The sequence below is a fragment of the Streptosporangium sp. NBC_01639 genome (assembly GCF_045209755.1).
Lineage (GTDB): Bacteria > Actinomycetota > Actinomycetes > Streptosporangiales > Streptosporangiaceae > Streptosporangium.
Genome location: NZ_CP109272.1, coordinates 4,142,483 through 4,162,701, shown reverse-complemented (window position 1 = coordinate 4,162,701; position 20,219 = coordinate 4,142,483). Strand labels below are relative to the sequence as shown.

General features: G+C 69.4%; 21 protein-coding genes. 10 read left to right on the top strand and 11 right to left on the bottom strand.

What is annotated here, in order from left to right:
• Positions 1-25 precede the first annotated feature (25 nt).
• Positions 26-949, bottom strand: a complete 924-nt coding sequence (locus OHA77_RS18880) for a metallophosphoesterase (protein WP_326819353.1) — start codon at positions 947-949, stop codon at positions 26-28.
• Positions 950-1,029: 80 nt separating this feature from the next.
• Here OHA77_RS18880 and OHA77_RS18875 point away from each other — a divergent pair, with 80 nt between their 5' ends.
• Positions 1,030-1,485, top strand: a complete 456-nt coding sequence (locus OHA77_RS18875) for a GatB/YqeY domain-containing protein (RefSeq protein WP_326819354.1) — start codon at positions 1,030-1,032, stop codon at positions 1,483-1,485.
• An 85-nt stretch (positions 1,486-1,570) separates the two neighbouring features.
• On the opposite strand, the gene OHA77_RS18870 is transcribed toward OHA77_RS18875, so the two are convergent.
• Positions 1,571-3,694 (bottom strand): transglycosylase domain-containing protein, encoded by a 2,124-nt coding sequence (locus OHA77_RS18870; RefSeq protein WP_406319321.1) that lies wholly within the window; start codon positions 3,692-3,694, stop codon positions 1,571-1,573.
• A gap of 387 nt (positions 3,695-4,081) precedes the next feature.
• Between OHA77_RS18870 and OHA77_RS18865 the strand changes: the two genes are divergently transcribed.
• Positions 4,082-4,378, top strand: a complete 297-nt coding sequence (locus OHA77_RS18865; protein WP_012887233.1) for a WhiB family transcriptional regulator — start codon at positions 4,082-4,084, stop codon at positions 4,376-4,378.
• A 73-nt stretch (positions 4,379-4,451) separates the two neighbouring features.
• Here OHA77_RS18865 and OHA77_RS18860 read toward each other — a convergent pair whose 3' ends face one another.
• Entirely contained in the window at positions 4,452-5,606 is a 1,155-nt protein-coding gene (locus tag OHA77_RS18860) for an ArsA family ATPase (RefSeq protein WP_326819356.1), read from the bottom strand.
• Positions 5,603-6,607 carry an ArsA-related P-loop ATPase gene (locus tag OHA77_RS18855; protein ID WP_326819357.1) on the bottom strand — a complete coding sequence of 335 codons (1,005 nt, stop codon included), beginning with the start codon at positions 6,605-6,607 and terminating at the stop codon, positions 5,603-5,605. The genes OHA77_RS18860 and OHA77_RS18855 overlap by 4 nt, the downstream gene beginning before the upstream one ends.
• A gap of 186 nt (positions 6,608-6,793) precedes the next feature.
• On the opposite strand from OHA77_RS18855, the gene OHA77_RS18850 reads away from it, so the two are divergent.
• The 4 genes from OHA77_RS18850 to OHA77_RS18835 all read left to right on the top strand — a co-directional run bounded on the left by OHA77_RS18850 (position 6,794) and on the right by OHA77_RS18835 (position 9,436).
• Positions 6,794-6,949, top strand: coding sequence for a DUF4177 domain-containing protein (locus OHA77_RS18850; protein ID WP_012887236.1), 156 nt, complete (start codon positions 6,794-6,796; stop codon positions 6,947-6,949).
• Positions 6,946-7,404, top strand: a complete 459-nt coding sequence (locus tag OHA77_RS18845; protein ID WP_326819358.1) for a RidA family protein — start codon at positions 6,946-6,948, stop codon at positions 7,402-7,404. Before OHA77_RS18850 ends, OHA77_RS18845 begins: the two co-directional genes overlap by 4 nt.
• Positions 7,405-7,476: 72 nt before the next feature.
• Positions 7,477-8,304 (top strand): NUDIX hydrolase, encoded by an 828-nt coding sequence (locus tag OHA77_RS18840; protein WP_406319320.1) that lies wholly within the window; start codon positions 7,477-7,479, stop codon positions 8,302-8,304.
• Between the two features lie 307 nt (positions 8,305-8,611).
• Positions 8,612-9,436: an MBL fold metallo-hydrolase gene (locus OHA77_RS18835; RefSeq protein ID WP_406319319.1), complete on the top strand. Its 825-nt coding sequence runs from the start codon at positions 8,612-8,614 to the stop codon at positions 9,434-9,436.
• Here the strand turns inward: OHA77_RS18835 and OHA77_RS18830 are convergent.
• Entirely contained in the window at positions 9,433-10,155 is a 723-nt protein-coding gene (locus OHA77_RS18830; protein WP_406319318.1) for a Crp/Fnr family transcriptional regulator, read from the bottom strand. The genes OHA77_RS18835 and OHA77_RS18830 overlap by 4 nt on opposite strands.
• A gap of 45 nt (positions 10,156-10,200) precedes the next feature.
• Between OHA77_RS18830 and nth the strand changes: the two genes are divergently transcribed.
• Together nth and OHA77_RS18820 are read left to right on the top strand one after the other, a co-directional pair.
• Positions 10,201-10,920: an endonuclease III gene (nth, locus tag OHA77_RS18825; RefSeq protein WP_406319316.1), complete on the top strand. Its 720-nt coding sequence runs from the start codon at positions 10,201-10,203 to the stop codon at positions 10,918-10,920.
• Positions 10,921-10,982: 62 nt separating this feature from the next.
• Positions 10,983-11,624, top strand: coding sequence for an NUDIX hydrolase (locus OHA77_RS18820; RefSeq protein ID WP_406319315.1), 642 nt, complete (start codon positions 10,983-10,985; stop codon positions 11,622-11,624).
• On the opposite strand, the gene OHA77_RS18815 is transcribed toward OHA77_RS18820, so the two are convergent.
• Complete coding sequence (locus OHA77_RS18815; RefSeq protein WP_406319314.1) at positions 11,574-12,125, bottom strand: HEAT repeat domain-containing protein; 552 nt, start codon at positions 12,123-12,125, stop codon at positions 11,574-11,576. The genes OHA77_RS18820 and OHA77_RS18815 overlap by 51 nt on opposite strands.
• Before the next feature lie 72 nt (positions 12,126-12,197).
• Here OHA77_RS18815 and OHA77_RS18810 point away from each other — a divergent pair, with 72 nt between their 5' ends.
• Positions 12,198-13,397 (top strand): MarP family serine protease, encoded by a 1,200-nt coding sequence (locus tag OHA77_RS18810; protein WP_406319313.1) that lies wholly within the window; start codon positions 12,198-12,200, stop codon positions 13,395-13,397.
• Here OHA77_RS18810 and OHA77_RS18805 read toward each other — a convergent pair whose 3' ends face one another.
• The 5 genes from OHA77_RS18805 to acs form a co-directional block, all read right to left on the bottom strand.
• Positions 13,398-13,847 (bottom strand): DUF309 domain-containing protein, encoded by a 450-nt coding sequence (locus OHA77_RS18805; RefSeq protein WP_406319311.1) that lies wholly within the window; start codon positions 13,845-13,847, stop codon positions 13,398-13,400.
• 84 nt (positions 13,848-13,931) lie between these two features.
• The gene (locus tag OHA77_RS18800; protein ID WP_406319309.1) at positions 13,932-14,855 is read right to left on the bottom strand and encodes an alpha/beta fold hydrolase; all 924 of its coding nucleotides are present in this window, start codon (positions 14,853-14,855) and stop codon (positions 13,932-13,934) included.
• Positions 14,852-15,319 (bottom strand): phage holin family protein, encoded by a 468-nt coding sequence (locus tag OHA77_RS18795; RefSeq protein WP_406319308.1) that lies wholly within the window; start codon positions 15,317-15,319, stop codon positions 14,852-14,854. The genes OHA77_RS18800 and OHA77_RS18795 overlap by 4 nt, the downstream gene beginning before the upstream one ends.
• Positions 15,320-15,344: 25 nt before the next feature.
• Entirely contained in the window at positions 15,345-16,571 is a 1,227-nt protein-coding gene (nhaA, locus tag OHA77_RS18790; protein ID WP_406319307.1) for a Na+/H+ antiporter NhaA, read from the bottom strand.
• Positions 16,572-16,741: 170 nt separating this feature from the next.
• Positions 16,742-18,727, bottom strand: a complete 1,986-nt coding sequence (gene acs, locus OHA77_RS18785; RefSeq protein WP_406319306.1) for an acetate--CoA ligase — start codon at positions 18,725-18,727, stop codon at positions 16,742-16,744.
• Between the two features lie 336 nt (positions 18,728-19,063).
• Between acs and OHA77_RS18780 the strand changes: the two genes are divergently transcribed.
• Positions 19,064-19,837 carry an oxidoreductase gene (locus OHA77_RS18780; RefSeq protein WP_406319305.1) on the top strand — a complete coding sequence of 258 codons (774 nt, stop codon included), beginning with the start codon at positions 19,064-19,066 and terminating at the stop codon, positions 19,835-19,837.
• Positions 19,838-20,219 lie beyond the last annotated feature (382 nt).

Below are 20,219 nucleotides of genomic sequence, written 5' to 3'. Positions count from 1 at the left end.
CGGTCTTGCTCGTGCTTCGGAAAGTCTAGCGGACTTCGCGGGTGCTTGCGTCGCTCCGGCGGCGAGGTACGAGCGTGAGGAGGCTCGCTTCGGGGAAGCAGGCGAACCGGACGGGGGCATAGGGGCTGGTGCCGAGTCCGGCGGAGACGTGGAGGTAGGCGGAGTGGTGGCGGCTCAGGCCCTTGACCCGGGGCCGGTCGATGCCGCAGTTGGTGACCAGGGCGCCGTAGAAGGGGACGCAGAGCTGGCCGCCGTGCGTGTGGCCGGCGAGCAGCAGCTGGTAGCCGTCGGCGGCGAAGCGGGTCATGTTGCGGGGCTCGGGCGAGTGCATGACGCCCAGCCGGAGATCGGCCTCCGCGGGCGCCGGACCGGCGATCAGGTCGTAGCGGTCCAGGTTGATGTGGGAGTCGTGGATGCCGCCCACGGCCACGTCGAGGTCGCCCACCTTGATGCGGGCGGTGGTGTTGTTCATGTCCAGCCAGCCCTCGAGGGCCATGCCCGCGCCCAGCTCGTCCCAGGGGAGCGAGGGGAGCTTCTGGCCGTGGTCTCCCTTGGAGGTGCGCCAGAGGTAGCGCACGGGGTTCTTCGGGCGCGGTGCGTACATGTCGTTGGAGCCGTAGACGAACAGGCCCGGACGGGTCAGCAGGGGTTCGAGGGCGTGCAGGAGCGGGCCGACGGCGTCGGGGTGGGCGATGGAGTCGCCGGTGTTGACCACCAAGTCGGGCTTGAGGTCGCCCAGCGAGCGGACCCAGTCGATGAGCATCCGTCTGCCTGGGGTGAGGTGCAGGTCGGACAGGTGCAGGATGCGCACCGGCCGCTGGCCGGGCTCCAGCACGGGCACGTCGAAACGCCGCAGGCGGAACGCGTTGCGCTCGACGACAGAGGCGTAGGCGAGGCCGGCCAGGCCGGCGCCGAACAGGGACAGGGGAACCGCAGCTGCTTTCCTCACCTTCTCATCATGCCCGACATCACGCTCCCTGAAGGAAACTTGGGGTACGGCGGAGCCGGTGAGGCGGCAAGATGGACCGCATGAGCGCATTGAAGGACAAGCTGAAGGCCGATCTCACGGCTTCGATGAAGAGCAGGGACGAGATCCGGACCCGTACGATCCGGATGGCCCTCGCGGCGGTGAACGTCGAGGAGGTCGCGGGCAAGTCGGCACGCGAGCTCTCCGACGACGAGATCCTCAAGGTGCTGGCCAAGGAGGCCAAGAAGCGCCGCGAGGCGGCCGAGGCGTTCAGCGGAGCCGGCCGGACGGAGCAGGCGCAGGCCGAGGTGGACGAGCAGGCCGTGCTGGAGGCGTATCTCCCGGCCCAGCTCTCCGATGAGGAGCTCGGCAGACTCGTGGACGAGGCCATCGCGGAGAGCGGTGCCGCCGGACCCCAGGCCATGGGGCAGGTCATGAAGGTCCTGACGCCCAAGGTCGCGGGCCGGGCCGAGGGCGGCCGGGTGGCTCAGGCCGTACGTGCCCGTCTGACGGCCTGAGAGGCCGCGCACCCGCCCGGGGCTGTCCCGAATGGCGGGATGGCCGGAGCCCTCCCTGAAGGCTTCAGGGAGGGCTCCAGCGGCTCTACCGGTTGACGGGAGCGGGGGTGGCCTCGTTCGGGAAGCCGCCGTCACCGTCGTTCGGGAAGCCGCCGTTGCCGCCGTCGCCGTCGTTCACGGTGGTGTCGTCGGTGGAGGGTGGGCCGTCCCCGCTGTCGCGCGGCTTCCTGGGGGGCGGGGGCGCGCAGCCTCCGGAGCAGCCGCCGAAGCGGTCCATGTTCACCGGGGTGAAGCGAGTCGGATCGACGTCCTTCAGGGCGCTGGACATGGAGTTCCGCCAGATCTGACCGGAGATCGTGGCGCCGTACACGTAGCCGTAGTATTGCCCGCCGATGGTCACGCCGACCAGATCGTGCTCGAAGGCGCCACGCGGGTCGCCGAGGCTGACCGCGGAGGCGAGGTCGGGGGTGAAACCGGCGAACCAGGCGGCGGTGTAGCCGTCGGTGGTGCCGGTCTTGCCCGCGGCCGGCCGGCCGATGCCGCCGTACTCGCTCATGGTGCCCCTGGTGAACACCCCGGACATGATGTGGGTCGCCGCGTCGGCGACCTCCTCGTCGAGGACCTGGCTGCACTTCGGCTTGTACGAGGTGGTCTTGCCGGTGCGGTCGCGGACCTCGGTGATGGCCATGGGCTTGCAGTAGGTGCCGCGGGCGGCGATCGTCGCGTAGGCGGCGGACACCGTCACCGGGTCCATCTCGTTGACGCCGAGGGTGAAGGTCTCGACCTCCTCCAGCTTGTCGCCGTCGGCCCGCTTGATGCCGAGCTTCTTGGCCATCTTGACCACGTTGCAGAGGCCGACCTGCTCCTCCAGCTTCACGAAGAAGGTGTTCACCGAGCCCAGGGTGCCGGTGGTCAGGGTCTTGAAGCCGCCGCCGCCCTCGCTGGAGTTGTGGACGTCGTGTTCGGGGGCGCCGACCCGGTTGCCCTCGCAGTCGCGGAACGAGCCGTAGCCCGGAGCCCGGTACGCCGCTCCGGTGCTGTTGCCATCGTTGATCTTCATGCCCCGGTCCAGGGCGGTGAGCAGGGTGAAGGCCTTGAACGTGGAGCCGGCCTGGAAGCCCCGGCCGCCGCCGTGCTGGACGTCGGCGGCGAGGTTGTAGCCCATCTCGTTCTTCTTCTTGTTCTGCCCGAACTTCCGGCTGGCGGCCATCGCCTTGATGGCACCGGTGCCGGGGACGACCATCGCCTGCGAGGCGACCGGCTTGTCGCTGGTCTTCACGAACTGCTTGATGGCCTTCTCCGAGGCCTTCTGCGCGGTCAGGTCGAGCGTCGTCTGGATCGTCAGGCCGCCCCGCTGGAGCTGCTTCTTGCGCTGCGTGGCCGTCTTGCCGAAATCCTCGTTGTTGAGCAGCTCGTACTGGGCGTAGAGGCAGAAGTAGGGGTAGTCGCTCTCGTCGCAGCCGCCGGGGACCGGGATGTCCTTGAACCCGAGTTTCTTGGCCTTGGCCTCGGTGGCCTCCGGCAACGTGATCTTCTTGAGCTCGTACATCCGGTCCAGGACCGTGTTGCGCCGGTCCAGTAGCCGCTGACGGCTCTCCTTGCCCGCGTTCGGGTCGGTCCTGCTGGGGTTCTGCACGGCCCCGGCCAGGGTGGCCGCCTGCCACAGGTTCAGTTTGGCGGCGGGCTTGCCGAAGAACCGCTTGGCCGCGGCCTGGATCCCGTGGGCGCCCGCGCCGAAATAGGCGATGTTGAGATAGCGCTCGAGGATCTCCGACTTGGTGTATTTCTCCTCGACGGCCATCGCGTACCGCAGTTCGTTGAGCTTGCGGGGGTAGGAGGTCTCGATGGCGGCGGCCTGCTCCTCCTTGGTCTCCGCGCTGTTGACCAGCACCTGCTTGACGTACTGCTGGGTGATGGAGGAGCCGCCCTGGATGTCGCCGCCACCGGAGAGGTTCTTCACCGCGGCGCGGAAGGTGCCTTCCAGGTCGATGGCCCCGTGCTGGTAGAACCGGTAGTCCTCGATGGAGACGATCGCGGTCTTCATGATGTCGGCGACCTGGTCGAGTTTTACCGATTCGCGGTTCTCGTAGAAGAACTGCGCGAACTGCTTGCCGTCCGCGTCGAGCAGTGTGGTCTTCTCCGCGAGGGGGGGCTCATTGAGCTCCTTGGGGAGCAGGTGCAGCTCCTCCGTGGCGGACTTCACGGTCATTCCCGCACCGCCCACCGCCGGAAGCGCGACGGCAGCGACCAATACGCCTGTGGCAGCGGCTGCGGCGATCAGCCGCAGAAGGTTCCCGACGGCTGATCCCTGATCTTTGCCTTGAGCTTGCACGAGTCAAGGGTACGTCGGACGGATGGCCCAAACGGTAACGGATGACTATTTCGCCGCGCGTCGAGCATCTAATCGATCAGGTGACTAGTCATTCCCGGCCAGATGGCCGCTGATGACCATGCGAGAAATTGGTCCCGCCGGGGTCTGTCGGCCCGAACGTCTGATTGCGTACGTTCTCTTTCTGCGGCAATTGAATACGGAGGCTCGACGCCCGCGCCCGTCGGCCCCAAGTCACGACTGACCACCTAAGGGGAGTGGGGTCGAATGTGGATCACGGATTGGACCTCCCGTGCGGCCTGTAAGGGTGCGGATCCTGACGCGTTGTTCGTTCAGGGTGCTGCCCAGAACCGAGCAAAGCTGATCTGCCGAGGATGCCCGGTCCGGACCGAGTGCCTCGCCGATGCGCTGGACAATCGCATCGAGTTCGGGGTGTGGGGCGGGATGACCGAGCGCGAACGCCGGGCGCTGCTGCGTCGGCGGCCGGATGTCGACTCCTGGCGTGACCTGCTGGAGTTGGCCAAAGAAGAGTACGAGCGAACGAACGAGCTGATAGCGGGCTGAGTTCGCGCCGATCCCGTACGGCTGGCGCCGGGCGCCAGCCGTACATTCGTGTGCCCGCCCTGCGGCAGGCGGTTCAGGCTCCCTGGGAGGCCAGGAGCCGTCCCACCTCGCGCAGTCCCTCCAGGTCGTGCACGTCCTCCGCCATGGCGGGGACCTGGGCCACCGGCACCGTGGGATGGGCGGAGGCGAAATGCTCCTGCTCGCGGTGCTCCCGGGCGGCCAGCTGCATCCGACCGGCGTGCAACCGCAGGACGGCGGCGGTCAGGTCGTGCTCGCCCCGCGACTCCAGGTCCTCGGCCGCCGCGGTGCTCCGTGCCGCCGACAGCCCGGCCGCCGGTGAGCGGTGCACCCTGTTGACCACGAGCCCGGCCAGAGGCATGCGCTCCTCGGCGAGCCGCTCCACGAAGTAGGAGGCCTCACGCATCGCGTCCCGTTCGGGTGCGGCGACGACGACGAACGCGGTCCCGGGGGCCTGCAGGAGCTTGTAGGTCTGCTCGGCGCGCGCCCTGAACCCGCCGAAGACGGCGTCCAACGCGGAGACGAACGTCTGCAGGTCCTTGAGCACCTGCGCGCCCAGCAGCTTGGTCATGGCTCCGGCGACGAAGCCGAACCCCACGTTGAGAAGCTTGAACGCACTGCGCCCACCGGCCTTCGCGGGGGCCATCAGCAGCCGGATCAGTCGTCCGTCCAGGAAACGGCCCAGCCGTTCCGGCGCGTCGAGGAAGTCCAGCGCGGAGCGGGAGGGCGGGGTGTCCACGATGATCAGATCCCAGTCGCCCGACCGGCGGAGCTGGCCGAGTTTCTCCATCGCCATGTATTCCTGCGTGCCGGCGAAGCTGGACGACAAAGTTTGATAAAAGGGATTTGTCAGAATCTGCCGGGCCCGCTCGGGGTCCGCGTGCGCTTCGATGATTTCGTCGAAGGTCCGCTTCATGTCGAGCATCATGGCGTGCAGGCGGCCCTCGCCCGCCACACCCGCGACGGGCCGCGGGGTGTTGTCGAGCTCGGTGAGTCCCATGGACTGCGCCAGCCGCCGGGCCGGATCCACGGTGAGCACCACGGCCGAACGGCCGCGCTCGGCCGCTCTCAGCCCCAGCGCGGCCGCGGTGGTGGTCTTGCCGACCCCGCCGGAGCCGCAGCAGACGATGATCCGGGTGCCCGGGTCGTCGATGATCGCGTCAAGGTCGAGAACCGGGACGTTCCGCTGCCTGCCGGACCGCTCGCTCATGCTGCTCCCTGGTTGCGGATCGATTCGGCCAGCTCGTACAGCCCGGCCAGGTCCACCCCGTCGGCCAGCAGCGGCAACTCGTAGCGTGGACGTCCGGCTCTGTCCAGCGACGCCCTCTCGCGGTGCTCCAGGCGCGTCCGGCGGGCGTGGTCGGCGATCTCCTCGCCGAGGGACTCGGCCACGGCGGTGGCGTCGGAGCTGCCGTCCGCGAGTCCGGACGCCTTGAGGCCGAGTGCCAGCTCGCTCAGGTCGAACCGGTTCTCGCCCGCCTCGTCCAGGACGGACGCCGGTATCAGCGACTCCCTGACCATGTTCGTGAAGATCCCGCCGGGCGGCAGCTCGGCCTCGCGGAGCTCGTCGAGTCCGTCCAGGGTCTCCTGGACCGGCATCTCCTCCAGGAGCGTGACGAAGTGCACCGCGGTCTCCGGGGAGGACACGACGCCGTTCACCAGATCGGCGTGGTTCTTGATGGGCCCCATCCTGGCCAGTCCCGCCACCTCGCTGGTGACGTTGAGGAAGCGGGCGATCCGGCCGGTCGGCGGCGCGTCGAGCACGACGGCGTCGTAGACCCGGCTGCCGTCCTTGGCCCTGCGGCGGACGGCCTCGGTGGTCTTGCCGGTGACCAGGACGTCACGGAAGCCGGGGGCGATGGTGGTGGCGAAGTCGACGACGCCCATCTTCGACAGGGCCTTGCCCGCCCGGCGCATGCCGTAGAACATCTCCAGGTAGTCGAGCATGGCCTCTTCGGCGTCGACGGCCAGTGCGTAGACGTCACCGCCGTCGGGCGCGACGGCGATCTTCCTCTCCTCGTACGGCAGCGGCGGCAGATCGAAGATCTGCGCTATTCCCTGCCGGCCCTCGACCTCCACCAGCAGGACCTTGCGGCCGTCCGCGGCGAGGGCCAGGGCGAGTGCGGCGGCGACCGTGGTCTTCCCGGTGCCGCCCTTGCCGGTGACGACGTGGAGGCGTACGCCGTCCCAATCGGTGTCGCTAGCTCTCACGCTCCGAAGGCTACCCAACGGTCACCCGACGATTCGCCGGAGCTGTCTACTGGTGGGACCGCAGGTGCGGATTGTCATAGTGATCCTCCCCACTCCGGCACGGTGCGGGAGGTTGACAGCCGCGCTCCGCCCGTCGGAACACCCATGGGAACCCCCGGACGGAGCCTCCTCGCTAATGTGTCCCACATGACGAAATGGGAATACTCGACGGTGCCTCTGCTGGTCCACGCGACCAAGCAGATTCTCGATAACTGGGGCCAGGACGGCTGGGAGCTCGTCCAGGTCGTGCCGGGGCCCAACCCCGAGCAGCTGGTCGCCTATCTGAAGCGGCCCAAGCAGTGACCCCCGAGGAGAGGCTGGCCGAGCTCGGCCTGACGCTGCCCGAGGTGGTGGCGCCGCTGGCGTCCTACGTTCCGGCGGTCCGGTCGGGTGATCACGTCTACACCTCGGGCCAGCTCCCGATGGTGGACGGCAAGCTCGTGGCGACCGGCAAGGTCGGGGCCGAGGTGAGCCCCGAGGAGGCCCGTGAGCTCGCCAGGACCTGCGCGCTCAACGCCCTCGCCGCCGCCGCCTCGGTGGCCGGGGGGCTGTCGAACATCGTCCGGATCGTCAAGGTCGTCGGCTTCGTGGCCAGCGACCCCGCCTTCAGCGGCCAGCCGCAGGTCGTCAACGGTGCCAGCGAGCTGTTCGCCGAGGTGCTGGGGGAGGCGGGCAAGCACGCCCGCAGCGCGGTCGGGGTGGCCGTCCTCCCGCTGGACGCGCCGGTCGAGGTCGAGCTGATCGTCGAGGTCCGCTGACCATTGTCCGGTACGGGAGCCGTGCCACATGATGGACCCGGAAACCGAGTGTTGCTCCGGTGGAGGGTCTGAATGGGTGGGATTCCGCTTTCCGGGGAGTTCGGTGAGCGTGCGCGCGACATCCTGGCCGGGCGGGTGAAGCCCGTCCCGGCCAGGGACGCCGCCACCGTGGTCCTCCTGCGCGAGGGGGTGGAGGTCTACCTGCTCCGGCGCAAGGCGAGCATGGCCTTCGCAGCGGGGGCCTACGTGTTCCCCGGCGGGTCGGTGGACCCCCGCGACGCCGACCACGCGATCGCCTGGGCGGGGCCCTCGCCCGCGGAGTGGGGAGCGGTCTTCCGCGCGGACGAGAGGATCGCGCGCGCTCTGGTCTGCGCCGCGGTGCGGGAGACCTTCGAGGAGTCCGGCGTGCTGCTCGCCGGGACATCCCCCGAGTCGGTGGTGGCCGACACCACCGGTGACGACTGGGAGGCCGACCGGCTCGCGCTGATCGACCGGAGTCTGTCGTTCGCCGACTTCCTGGACCGGCGCGGCCTGGTTCTCCGCGCCGATCTGCTGCGCCCCTGGGCCCACTGGATCACTCCCGAGATCGAGCACAGACGCTTCGACACCCGGTTCTTCGTCGCCGCCCTCCCGCCGGGCCAGCGCACCCGCGACGTCGGTGGCGAGGCCGACCAGGTCGTCTGGGTACGGCCCGCCGACGCGATCGACCAGTCCAAGAACGGCCAGATCTTCCTGATGCCCCCGACCTACCGCACGCTCGGCGAACTGTGCGACCACCAGACGGTGGCCGACGTGCTCGGCACCGAGCGGGAGATCGTCACCTTCATGCCCGAGATCGTCGAGATGGACGGAGAGATATACATCGTGCTCGACGACGACTACAGGTTCGGTTCCGCATGAGTGGGCGAGTCGGTCGATGCGGGGTGTTCGCGAATGCGGACTCCGAGCTGCCAGGCGAGGGGGTCGCATGAGTGAGCGCAGCGAGCGAATCAGGCAGCACAGGGTGTCCGCGGATGCGGACTCCGAGCCGCCAGGCGAGGGGGTCGCATGAGTGAGCGCAGCGAGCGAATCAGGCAGCACAGGGTGTCCGCGAATGCGGACTCCGAGCCGCCAGGCGAGGGGGTCGTATGAGTGAGCGCAGCGAGCGAATCAGGCAGCACAGGGTGTCCGCGAATGCGGACTCCGAGCCGCCAGGCGAGGGGGTCGTATGAGTGGGTTGCGGATCCCCCTTGACGGGCCCGACGGGTCCGGGACGGCTCACGCCCTCAGCGTTCTCGCGCCCAACCCGTCCCCGATGACCCTGGACGGCACCAACACGTGGGTGATCGGCCGGGGGGAGGAGGTGCTGGTCGTCGATCCGGGGCCGGACGACGGACCGCACCTGCGGCGGGTCGCCGATCTTCTCCGGGAACGGAGGGTGACGACGATCCTGCTCACCCATGGGCACCATGACCACAGCGGCGGCGCGAGGAGGTTCGCCGAACTGGTCCGCGCACCTGTCCGGGCCCTGGATCCGGAGCACCGACTCGGCGAGGAGGGCCTCGCCGACGGCGACGTGCTCACCGCCGGCGGGCTGGAGCTCCAGGTGGTCGGCACCCCCGGCCACTCGTTCGACTCGCTCTGTTTCTGGCTGCCCGAGGACCGGGCGATGCTGACCGGGGACACCGTGCTCGGCCGGGGCACCACCGTCATCGCCCCGGACGGCGATCTCGCCGACTACCTGCGCTCCCTGGACCTGCTGCGGGCGAGGGCCGAGCAGGTCGGCGCCGAGGCGCTGCTGCCGGGGCACGGCCCGGTGCTGCCCGATCCGATCGGCGCGCTGGACGGCTACATCGCGCACCGGAGACGGCGGCTGGACCAGATCCGGGAGGCACGCGAACAGGGTGCGCGGACTCCGGGAAAGCTCGTCGAGATCGTCTACGCCGATGTCGACAGGTCCCTCTGGCCGGCCGCCGAGATGTCGGTCCGCGCCCAGCTCTCCTATCTCGAAGGTCTCGAAGGTCTCGAAGGCAGTGCGGGCGGCGACCGCTAACGCGAGCGGTTGTGCAGGCGCTCCAGGTCCATGATGACCACGGCCTTGGCCTCGATGCGCAGCCAGCCGCGCTGGGCGAAGTCGGCCAGGGCCTTGTTCACGGTTTCACGCGACGCCCCGACGAGCTGGGCCAGCTCCTCCTGGGTGAGGTCGTGGTGGACCCGGACACCGTCGTCGATCCGCTGGCCGAAGCGGTCGGCCAGGTCGAGCAGGGCCTTGGCGACCCGGCCGGGGACGTCGGTGAAGACCAGGTCGGCCAGCACGTCGTTGGTACGGCGCAGCCGCTGGGCCAGGGCGCGCAGCAGGTGCAGGGCCACCTCGGGGCGGCCGGTCAGCCAGGGGCGGAGGTCGTCGTGGCCGAGCCCGGCCAGGCGGACATCGGTCAGCGCGGTGGCGGACGCCGTACGGGGGCGGGGGTCGAACAGCGACAGCTCACCGAACATCTCGCTCGGGCCGAGCACGCTGAGCAGGTTCTCCCGGCCGTCCGGTGCGGTCCTGGAAAGTTTGATCTTGCCCTCGAGCACCACGTACAGACGGTCCCCGGTCTCGTTCTCGCTGAACAGGGTCTGGCCCTTGGACAGCTCGACCTCGGAGATGCTGGTGCGCAGCGCGGCGGCGCTCTCACGGTCGAGCGCCGAGAACAGAGGGGCCTTGCCCAGCACGTCGTCGGTGTTCACAGTGCCTCCTGGTTCACGGCTCACGCAGTCATTGTGACCCATCCCACCAAGCAGCTCTCAGGGGGCCCATGCGCGTAGGCTTGCCGGGTGCCTCGCAACGTCGGTCGTGCCGGTGAATCCCCGCTCGCCCTGGTCCGCCGTGCTCGCCGGATAGACCGCATTTTGGCGGAAACCTATCCGGACGCGCACTGCGAACTCGACTTCCGCAACCCCCTGGAGCTGCTGGTCGCGACGATCTTATCTGCGCAGTGTACGGACAAAAGGGTCAACACCGTTACCCCTACGCTTTTTGCGAAATATCAGACAGCTGAGGATTACGCGGGCGCGGACCGGACCGAGCTGGAGGAGCTCATCCGTTCGACAGGCTTCTTCCGGGCCAAGACCACCAGCATCATCGGCATGGCACAGGCCGTGTGCGGCCGTTACGGCGGTGAGGTCCCGGGCAAGCTCAAGGACCTGGTCACGCTGCCCGGCGTCGGCCGTAAGACCGCCAACGTGGTGCTCGGCAACGCCTTCGGCGTCCCCGGCATCACCGTGGACACGCACTTCCAGCGGCTCGTCCAGCGGTTCGGCTGGACCGGGGAGACCGATCCGGTGAAGATCGAGCACGTCGTCGCGGGGCTCATTCCGAAACGCGACTGGACGATGATGTCCCACCGCCTGATCTGGCACGGCCGCCGGATGTGCCATGCCCGCAGACCCGCCTGCGGCGTGTGCCCGCTCGCCGCGCTCTGCCCCTCCTACGGCCTCGGTCCCACCGATCCCGTGCAGGCCGCCAAACTGGTGCGTCCCGGACCCTCCTCGTAACCGGCCGCCCGATCGGGAAGCGCGGAGCGGGATGCCGTGTTGCAGAGACCGGAGGTGGGCCCGTGGAGATCCCCGGATGGTTGGAGACGCTGGCCGAGCGAGTCGCGAAGGCACCGGTGCCCCTGGCTCTGCGTCCGCCGCCTTCGGGCGGCCGGCCGGCCGCCGTGCTCATGCTGTTCGGCGAGGGGCCGCTCGGTCCCGACGTGCTGCTGATCCAGCGCAGCTCGCGCGGGCGCCGGCACGCGGGGCAGCCCGCCTTCCCCGGCGGCGGGGTCGATCCCGAGGACGACGGCCCGATCGCCGCCGCGCTTCGGGAGGCCAAGGAGGAGACCGGTCTCGACCCGGCCGGTGTGCGGGTGGTCGGCACGATGCCCGAACTCTACGTCAGGCCCAGCGACAACCGGGTCACCCCGGTGCTGGGCTGGTGGCACACGCCCAGCGTGGTGCACGCGGCCTCGCCCGAGGAGGTCGAGTCGGTGGAGCGCGTCCCGATCTCCGAGCTCGTCGACCCGGCCAACCGGCTCGGCCTGCGCCATCCGAGCGGTCACTCGGGCCCGGCCTTCCGGGTGCGCGGACTGCTGGTGTGGGGCTTCACCGCGGGAGTGCTCGACGGGGTGCTCGCCGGCTCGGGCTTCGAGCTCCCCTGGGACCGGTCACGGATCGAGGACCTGCCTCCGGACGTCCTCAACCTCGCGTCCCGTTGACAGCGCCAGGCCGAGACAGGCCCAGTCGGCCACGTCGTCGTCGGGATCCCTGATCAGCCGCCGTAGCGCGGCCAGGCCCATCGGGTCGGGCGGGCTGCCCATGATGTTCGGCAGCGCGTAGGCCGCGCCGTACCGGACCCGGCGATCGGGGTGCTCGCCCAGGGCGATCACCGAGGGCAGCGCACGACGGTCCCTGAGGTGGCCGAAGGCGATCAGCACCGAGTAGAGGACCATGCAGTCGTCCTCGCTGGCCGCCAGGAAACGCAGCACCGGCAGGCTGCGTTCGACGAACCCGAGCCTGCCCAGGATGTCCACTCCCAGCATCCGCTCGGAGGCGGTCTCGCCCGCGCACAGCCTCCGAGCCGCCAGGAAGGTCTGCAGGTCACCTCGCGCGTGCAGCAGAGTGATCGCGTGCCAGCGGATCGTGCCGTCCTGGTCCTGGTCCCGCAGCGCGGTCTCGATGAGAGACTCCACGGCCGCCGACCCCCCGATCGTTGCCATATGACCACGATAACCGCGTGGACCTACCGGAAGGGGTGCACGCGCGGGCCGGACGCTGGATACCGTAAAGGGGTGAGCGGTGATCTCCTTGATCTTATCCTGATCGCCCTGATGGTGGCCTTCGCTGTGTCGGGATACCGCCAGGGGTTCATCATCGGTGCCCTGAGCTTTGTCGGATTCGTCGGCGGCGCCCTGCTGGGCCTGTTCATCGCCCCGCCGATCGCCGCCGCCGTGGTCGACGGTGACACCGAACGGGCCCTGCTCGCCGTCGTCATCGTCTTCCTCACAGCCACGATCGGGCAGTTCGCCTCCTCGACCATCGGCGCGGTGGTCCGCAGCCATGTCACCTGGGAGCCGGCGAAGGTGGTCGACGCGGTCGGCGGCACCTTCGCGAGCGCGCTCTCGGTGCTGATCATCGCCTGGCTGATCGGGTCGTTGATCTCGGTCTCGCAGTTCACCCTGCTCAGCGAGCAGGTCAGCAAGTCCCTGCTGATCAGCACCGTCGACCAGACGATGCCGAAGGCGGCCAAGGACCTGCAGAAGCCGTTCAAGGACCTCATCGACACCTCCGGCTTCCCCAGGGTGTTCGACGCCATCGGAGGCGGTCAGTTCGTCGAGGTCGAGCCACCCGACCGGAGTGTGCCGAAGGGCGCCCAGCTCACCCGGGCCCGCCGGGGCATCGTCAAGGTCGAGGGCGTCGCCTCGACCTGCCGCCGGCATATCGAGGGCACCGGATTCGTCTACTCACAGAACAAGATCATGACGAACGCCCATGTGGTCGCGGGAGTCGACCAGGACCTCCAGGTCACCGACTACCTGAACAACGCCCACCCGGCCAAGGTCGTGCTCTACAACCCGGACAGGGACATCGCGATCCTCCACGTCCCAGGTCTGAACATGCCGATCCTGCGCTTCGACGGCACCGCCGAGAAGGGCGACAACGCCATCGTCGCGGGCTTCCCGCACGGCGAGGGTTTCACCATGAAACCGGCCCGCATCCGGGTGCAGCAGAAGGCGAAGGGGCCCGACATCTACGAGCGCAAGACCGTCGTCCGCAGCGTCTACTCGGTCCGCGGCGAAGTCAGGCCGGGCAACTCCGGCGGGCCGCTGCTCACCACCGACGGCCGGGTCTACGGCGTCGTCTTCGCGGCGGCGACCGACCGGGCGGAGACCGGTTTCGTGCTGACCGCCGCCGAGGTGGCGCCGGACGCCGAAGACGGCTCCAAGCTGTTCAACCGGGTGGACACCCAGGACTGCGACCGCAACAACTAGTCAGAGCAGGTCCCTGATCACGGCGACGGCCGCGCCGGCGTCCATGTCGTCCTGATCACCCAGGCTCCGGGCGGTCCGGGCGATCTCCTCGTACGGCATGCCGTACGAGGAGATCCTGTCGGCTCCCCGGGTGAACAGTGCGGCCGCCCCCCGCCGGTTGCCCCGCTGGAGATGGGTGAGACCCACGCAGATCTGCGCCAGCCCCTGCCAGAGCTCCCGCTCCTCCTCGGGAGCGGTCTTCCACCGGCCTTCGAGCACCTCGTGGGCGTGGAACGGCTGGCCCTCTCCGAGCAGCCGGCGTGCCTCGGAGAGGGCCTCGCCCGCGCTGGGGGCGTAGTCGTCCGGGACGCGTTCCACGCCTTCCGCCCCGTGCGGCAGAGGCCGCCCGAAGGCGTCCCGGGGACGCTGGTTGCGGGGCCTTCCGTCAGGGTCGCGGTCACGTGCGGTCATCGGTCACCGAGCCTTCCGCCCGTACGGCGGTCGCGGACGTCCATCGGTCGTCGAGCTCTCCGCCCGGAGAATAGTCGCGGACGTTCATCGGTCGGGCTCCGGGTCGGCCAGCCAGCCGATGAGCTCGGCGTCGAACTCCTCCGGGCGCTCCTCATGCGGGAAGTGCCCCGCGTCCTCGATGAGCCGCCACCGGTAGGGGGCCGCCACGTAACGGCTGGAGCCCTGGGCGGTGCGGGGCAGGGCATGTCCGTCGAGCGCACCGTGTATCTGCAGGGTGGGCACGCCGGTCTCCTTCCGCATGGTCCTGGCATAACGCAGGCCGTCGGGGCGGAGCTGGGAACGGGCGAACCAGCGGTGATACTCCAGGGCGCAGTGTGACACGGTGGGGATGCGGAAGGCGTCGCGGTAGGTCCTCGACACCTCCTCCTCCGGCCAGTCCGGCCCGGACCACCGATCCAGCAGCCGCCCCACCAGTGCCCCCTCCTTGGTGGTCAGACGGCGCTCGGGCAGGAAGGGGAGCTGGAAGCCCAGCGCGTAGAGAGCGGCCCTGAGCTGGCCGGACCGAGCACCGAGCAGCGCGGAGCGGAGCCTGCGCGGATGGGGAGCGGAGACCGGGACCAGTCGCAGGACCGTCTTGGGGTCCAGCACCGACATGGTCCAGGCCACCAGCCCGCCCCAGTCGTGCCCGACGACGATCGCGCCGGTCTCGCCCAGAGCCCGGACCAGCCCGGCGGCGTCGCTGGCCAGGGTGGGCAGGTCGTAGCCGCGCGGTGGCTTGTCACTGGCCCCGTAGCCCCGCAGATCGACGGCGACCGCTCGGTAACCGGCCTCGGGCAGCGAGACGAGCTGGTTGCGCCAGCTCCACCAGAACTGCGGGAACCCGTGCAGGAGCAGCACCAGCGGGCCCTGACCCGCCTCCACGATGTGGAAGCGGGTGCCGCCGGCGTGCACGGAGCGGTGGGTCCACGGGCCCTCGATCCGGACCAGGGACTCGTCGGGACGGCTCACCGGTCCTGTCTCATCGGTTCGCGGTGGGTGCCGACCTGGCCCGCGGTGGGTGGGGCCGGCGCGGCGACGGACTCGCCCTCGCCGCTCTTGATGGTCTTCAGCGAGCGCAGGGTCCGTGGCATCCCGGGCAGACCCCGGAACTTCCTGATGCCGATGAAGGCCAGCAGCCCGGCCACGACCAGGTAGAAAACGGTGACGATCGCGAAGGCCAGCCACGTCCACACGTGCAGTGCGACCAGGGCGTAGGCGAGGGTGAACGACGCCAGGATCAGGACCAGGTGGGCCATGAACGCGGCGGCGCCGAGGAGACCCGCGGCCATGCCGACCCGTTTGGCGTTGAAGCTGAGCTCCGACTTGGCCAGCTCGATCTCGGCGCGCACCAGGGTGGAGATCTGGTCGCTGGCGGCGGCGACGAGCGCGCCCAGCGACTCCTCCTGTGGCTCCGCGGGTGGAATCTGTGTCATGAAGCTCTCCTATCAAGCACCGGTATCAGACATCATCCTGCGCGTTGCGGTGGTTGCGCACACGCACCCGGAGCAGGATCGCCGCGAGGACGGAGGCCGTGAGGCTCGCCACGAGAACCCCGGCGGTCACCGCGTTCGCCCGCTCCGGATCAGCGCCGTATGCCAGATTGCCGACGAGCAGGGACACGGTGAAGCCGATCCCCGCCAGTATCGAGACGGCGGCCATGTCCCGCCAGTGCAGTTCCTCCGACAGTCTCGCCAAGCCGAGCCGTACGGCCAGCCACGCCCCGCCGAAGACACCCAGGAACTTACCGGCCACCAGACCGGCGATCACGCCGAGCACCACCCGGTCGGTGACCATCGTGCCGAGGCTCTCCTTGTCGAGCACGACCCCCGCGGACATGAACGCGAACACGGGCACCACGAGGCCCGCCGAGACGGGGCGGATGTAGTGGTCGGCCAGTTCGGCGGGGGAGCCCTCCTCGCCTGGACCGCTGTGCACACGTGTCATCAGGCCCAGCGCTACCCCGGCGACGGTCGCGTGAACACCGCTGATCTCGACGAAATACCAGGCGAGGAGAGCGAGCGGCAGGTGGATCCACAGGCCGCGGACCCGCCTGGCCTGCAGCACGCCGTACAGGACGATGAGCGCCGCTCCGGTCAGCAGGGCCAGGAGGTTCAGGTGCCTGGTGAAGAAGACGGCGATGACGGTGATCGCGCCGAGATCGTCCACCACGGCGCTGGTCAGCAGGAACGCCCGCAGCGCGGCGGGCATCGCACTGGCCGTCACGGCCAGTACGGCGAGGGCGAAGGCGATGTCGGTGGCCATGGGGATGGCCCAGCCGCGGGACGCCCCCGGTGCGCCGGCGCTCACCGCGAGGTAGACGAGAGCGGGGACGATCATGCCGGCGATCGCGGCGACGATGGGCAGTGCGGCCTTGCGGAGGTTGGAGAGCTCCCCGTGCACGAACTCCTCCTTGACCTCGATCCCCGCGATGAAGAAGAAGACGGTGAGCAGGCCGTTCTGGACCCATCGGTAGAGCTCGAAGTCGAGGTGGAGGGATCCGGGACCGAACCTCACGGTGCGGAGCGCCTCGTAGGAGTCGGTCGAGACGTTGGCCCACACCAGGGCGGCGACCGTGGCCAGCAGCATGACGACGCCGCCGACGGTCTCGGCGCGGAGTGCCTCGGCGAGCTGGCGGGCGTATCGGACGGTCGGCCGGAAGGGCCAGATTTCGACGGTGCGGCGCATGGGACCTCCGGGAAACGCAGAGGGGGTCGGTCCCCCGCTGGCCGACCAGACTTCCCGGCACACCTGATCAGCAGCCTATCGAATCATCCTAAATAGGGCATCGGACGGCCCGGTGGGCGGGAGGCGCGGGTTCCTCGTTGTCAGGGCTCCGCGCCTTCCCGCCGGGGTGTTCAGTCGTCGCTCTTGGCGCTGGGCAGCTTCTCGGAGATGAGGTTCATCACCGTGCTGTCGGCCAGTGTGGTGACATCACCGACGCTGCGGTTCTCCGCCACGTCGCGCAGCAGGCGTCGCATGATCTTTCCTGAGCGGGTCTTGGGCAGCTCCGGGACCACGAGGATCTGGCGCGGCTTGGCGATCGGGCCCAGAGCCTTGGCCACGTGGGCGCGGAGCTCGGCGGCGATGTCGGCACCCTCCTCGGCGTTGCCGCGCAGGATCACGAAGGCCACGATGGCCTGGCCGGTCACCGGGTCGGTCGCGCCGACCACGGCCGCCTCGGCGACCTTCGGGTGGGAGACCAGGGCCGACTCCACCTCGGTGGTGGAGATGTTGTGGCCCGAGACGAGCATGACGTCGTCCACCCGCCCGAGCAGCCACAGGTCGCCGTCGCTGTCCTTCTTGGCACCGTCGCCGGCGAAGTACATGCCCTCGAAGCGGGACCAGTAGGTGTCGATGTAGCGCTGGTCGTCGCCCCAGATCGTGCGGAGCATGGCCGGCCACGGCTCGCTGAGCACCAGGAAGCCGCCGCCGCCGTTGCCGACGGGCTGGGCCTGGTCGTCGACCACCTCGGCGCTGATGCCGGGCAGCGGGCGCATGGCCGCACCGGGCTTGCCCGCGGTGACACCGGGCAGCGGGCTGATCATGATGCCGCCGGTCTCGGTCTGCCACCAGGTGTCCACGACCGGGCAGCGGTTGCCGCCGATGTGCTCGCGGTACCAGACGTAGGCCTCGGGGTTGATCGGCTCGCCGACGCTGCCCAGGATGCGCAAGGACGACAGGTCGTATTTGGCGGGGATGTCGTCGCCCCACTTCATGAAGGTCCGGATCGCCGTCGGGGCGGTGTAGAGGGTCGTGACCTTGTACTTCTGCACGATCTCCCAGAACCTGCCCCGGTGCGGGGTGTCCGGGGTGCCCTCATAGAGGACGCTGGTCGCGCCGTTGGCCAGCGGGCCGTACACGATGTAGGAGTGGCCGGTCACCCAGCCGATGTCGGCGGTGCACCAGTAGACGTCGGTGTCCGGCTTGAGGTCGAACACCGCGTGGTGGGTGTAGGCGACCTGGGTCAGATAGCCGCCGGTGGTGTGCAGGATGCCCTTGGGCCTGCCGGTCGTTCCGCTGGTGTAGAGGATGAAGAGCGGGTCCTCGGCGTCGTGCGCCTGCGCCTCGTGCACCTCCGGCTGCCGGTCCACGATGTCGTGCCACCAGACGTCCTTGTCGGTCTGGGCCACGTCCTGGCCGGTCCTCCGTACGACGAGGACGTGCTCGATTCCGGGGCACTCCCTGACCGCCTCGTCCACGGTCGGCTTGAGCGCGCTGGGCGCGCCGCGGCGGTAGCCGCCGTCGGCGGTCACCACGACCTTGGCGTCGGCGTCCTGGATCCTGCCGCTGAGCGCGCTGGAGGAGAATCCGCCGAACACCACCGAGTGGACCGCGCCGATGCGCGCACAGGCGAGCATCGTGATCGGCAGCTCGGGGATCATGGGCATGTAGACGGCAACCCGGTCGCCCTTGCCGACGCCCAGCTCCTGCAGGGCGTTGCTGGCCTTGGCGACCTCGCGCTGCAGGTCCGCGTAGGTGAGGGTACGGCTGTCGCCCTCGGGCTCACCCTCCCAGTGATAGGCGACCTTGTCGCCGCGGCCGGCCTCGACGTGCCGGTCGACACAGTTGTAGGCGATGTTGAGCTCTCCGCCGACGAACCATTTGGCGAAGGGCGGGTTCCACTCAAGGGCGGTGTCCCAGCGCCTGGACCAGGCCAGCCGGTCGGCCTGCCTCTCCCAGAACGCCAGGCGGTCCTGCTCCGCCTCGGCGTAGGCGTCGGCGGTCACGTTCGCGGCCGCGGCCAGGTCGGCAGGAGGTGCGAACCGCCGCGTCTCGTTCAGCAGGTTCGACAAGGTCTCCTGGGTCTCACGCGACTCGGAACCAGGGGTCTCCGGGGCCACTGCGTACTCCTCACGTACTACTGGGCGACTGGTCGTGTCCCACTTCACCAGGCCAGAGGTGCCTCCCACAAGAGGTCTAGACAGGTCTGTACCAATCGGTGATCGGTGGTCATCGAGGTTCACAACGGTCTTAACACCCGGTAACAATCGCAGCTAAACCGTTGCTTTTTCGACACCGTAAGAATGTAGGAAACGTTATTCCTCGGGCTTTGGTCCGTTCCATAGGCTTTAGTAGGGCGGTGCGGCGAACGGCGCTATGTGTTCGCCGGACGGCCCGTAGTCCCTTTCCGCCGGCCGGGTCGGGGCCTTGTTGACCGGCGGGTAGGGTCGGGGACCGTGAGTGACCCATTGGCTGCCATCGCCGAACTACCCGGAGTGTCCGAGGCGGTCGCCGACGCGCGCAAGGCCGTGGACCGTCTCTACGGTCATCGCGTACTACGGCGCAAGAGCCCGGAGGTCTCGGCCAGGTCGGCCCTGCGCGGCGCCCGCGCGTCCGCCGCTCTGGAAGGCGTGGACGTCCCGCTTGAGGCCATCCCGGAGGCCACCGATCCCGTCGTCCAGGGCGCGTTGCGCGTCTCGGCCGAACTGGGACGGCTCGGCCCGACCTGGCGCTCGGCCCCGCGTCAGGTGCTGGCCAGGCTGCACACCCTCGCCGCCGCCGGTCTCACGGAGAATCCCGGCCGTCCCCGTGCAGGCGGCGAACCGCCCGACCTCCTCGACCTGGGCGCGGCTCCCGGGCCCGAGGAGAGCGTGGCCCGGGTGGGCGGACTGGTCGATCTGGTGACGGGGACCACCGCGGCACCCGCGCTGGTGCTCGCCGCCGTCGTGCACGCGGAGTTGACGGTGCTCCGGCCGTTCGGATCGGTGGACGGGGTGGTCGCACGGGCGGCGGAACGGCTGACGCTGGTGGAGTTCGGCCTGGATCCGAAGTCGCTGGCGGCCGTCGAACTGGGCCACCTCGAACTCGGGGCGGCCTACGGCGAGAGCCTGAGGGCCTATCTGACCGGGACCCCGGAGGGGGTGGCGACGTGGGTGCGGCACTGCGCCTCGGCGGTCACGCTCGGCGTTCGAGAGGCCACCGCGATCTGTGAGGCCATGCAGCGCGGCTGATCGGGACCGCCTCGGCACGGGAGACGGGGCCGTCCTCACCGTCCTGAGCCGCGCGGCACCGGCCTGCGCCGTGGCACGGAGGACTCCGGGCCGCAAAGCGAACGGCGCCCCTGGTGTGGGGCGCCGTCGCCAACATGTCCAGCCGGGTTACCAAGCGTGCACCAAATAATCCTCGGGTCGGGACAAGCCCGGCCCGACGGTGCCTCCCGCGGCTCGGCGGCACGTGGGTGCCCGGCGGCCATGCTCGGACAACTGGTCCGTGGAACCTTTCTATGCCGGATCCTGGCCGATGGGAACCCCTGAAACCAAGACCTTTACAGATCAGGGGACATTCATCGACGAACTGGTACATACATCGCATAAGGCACTTAGATGGTCATAT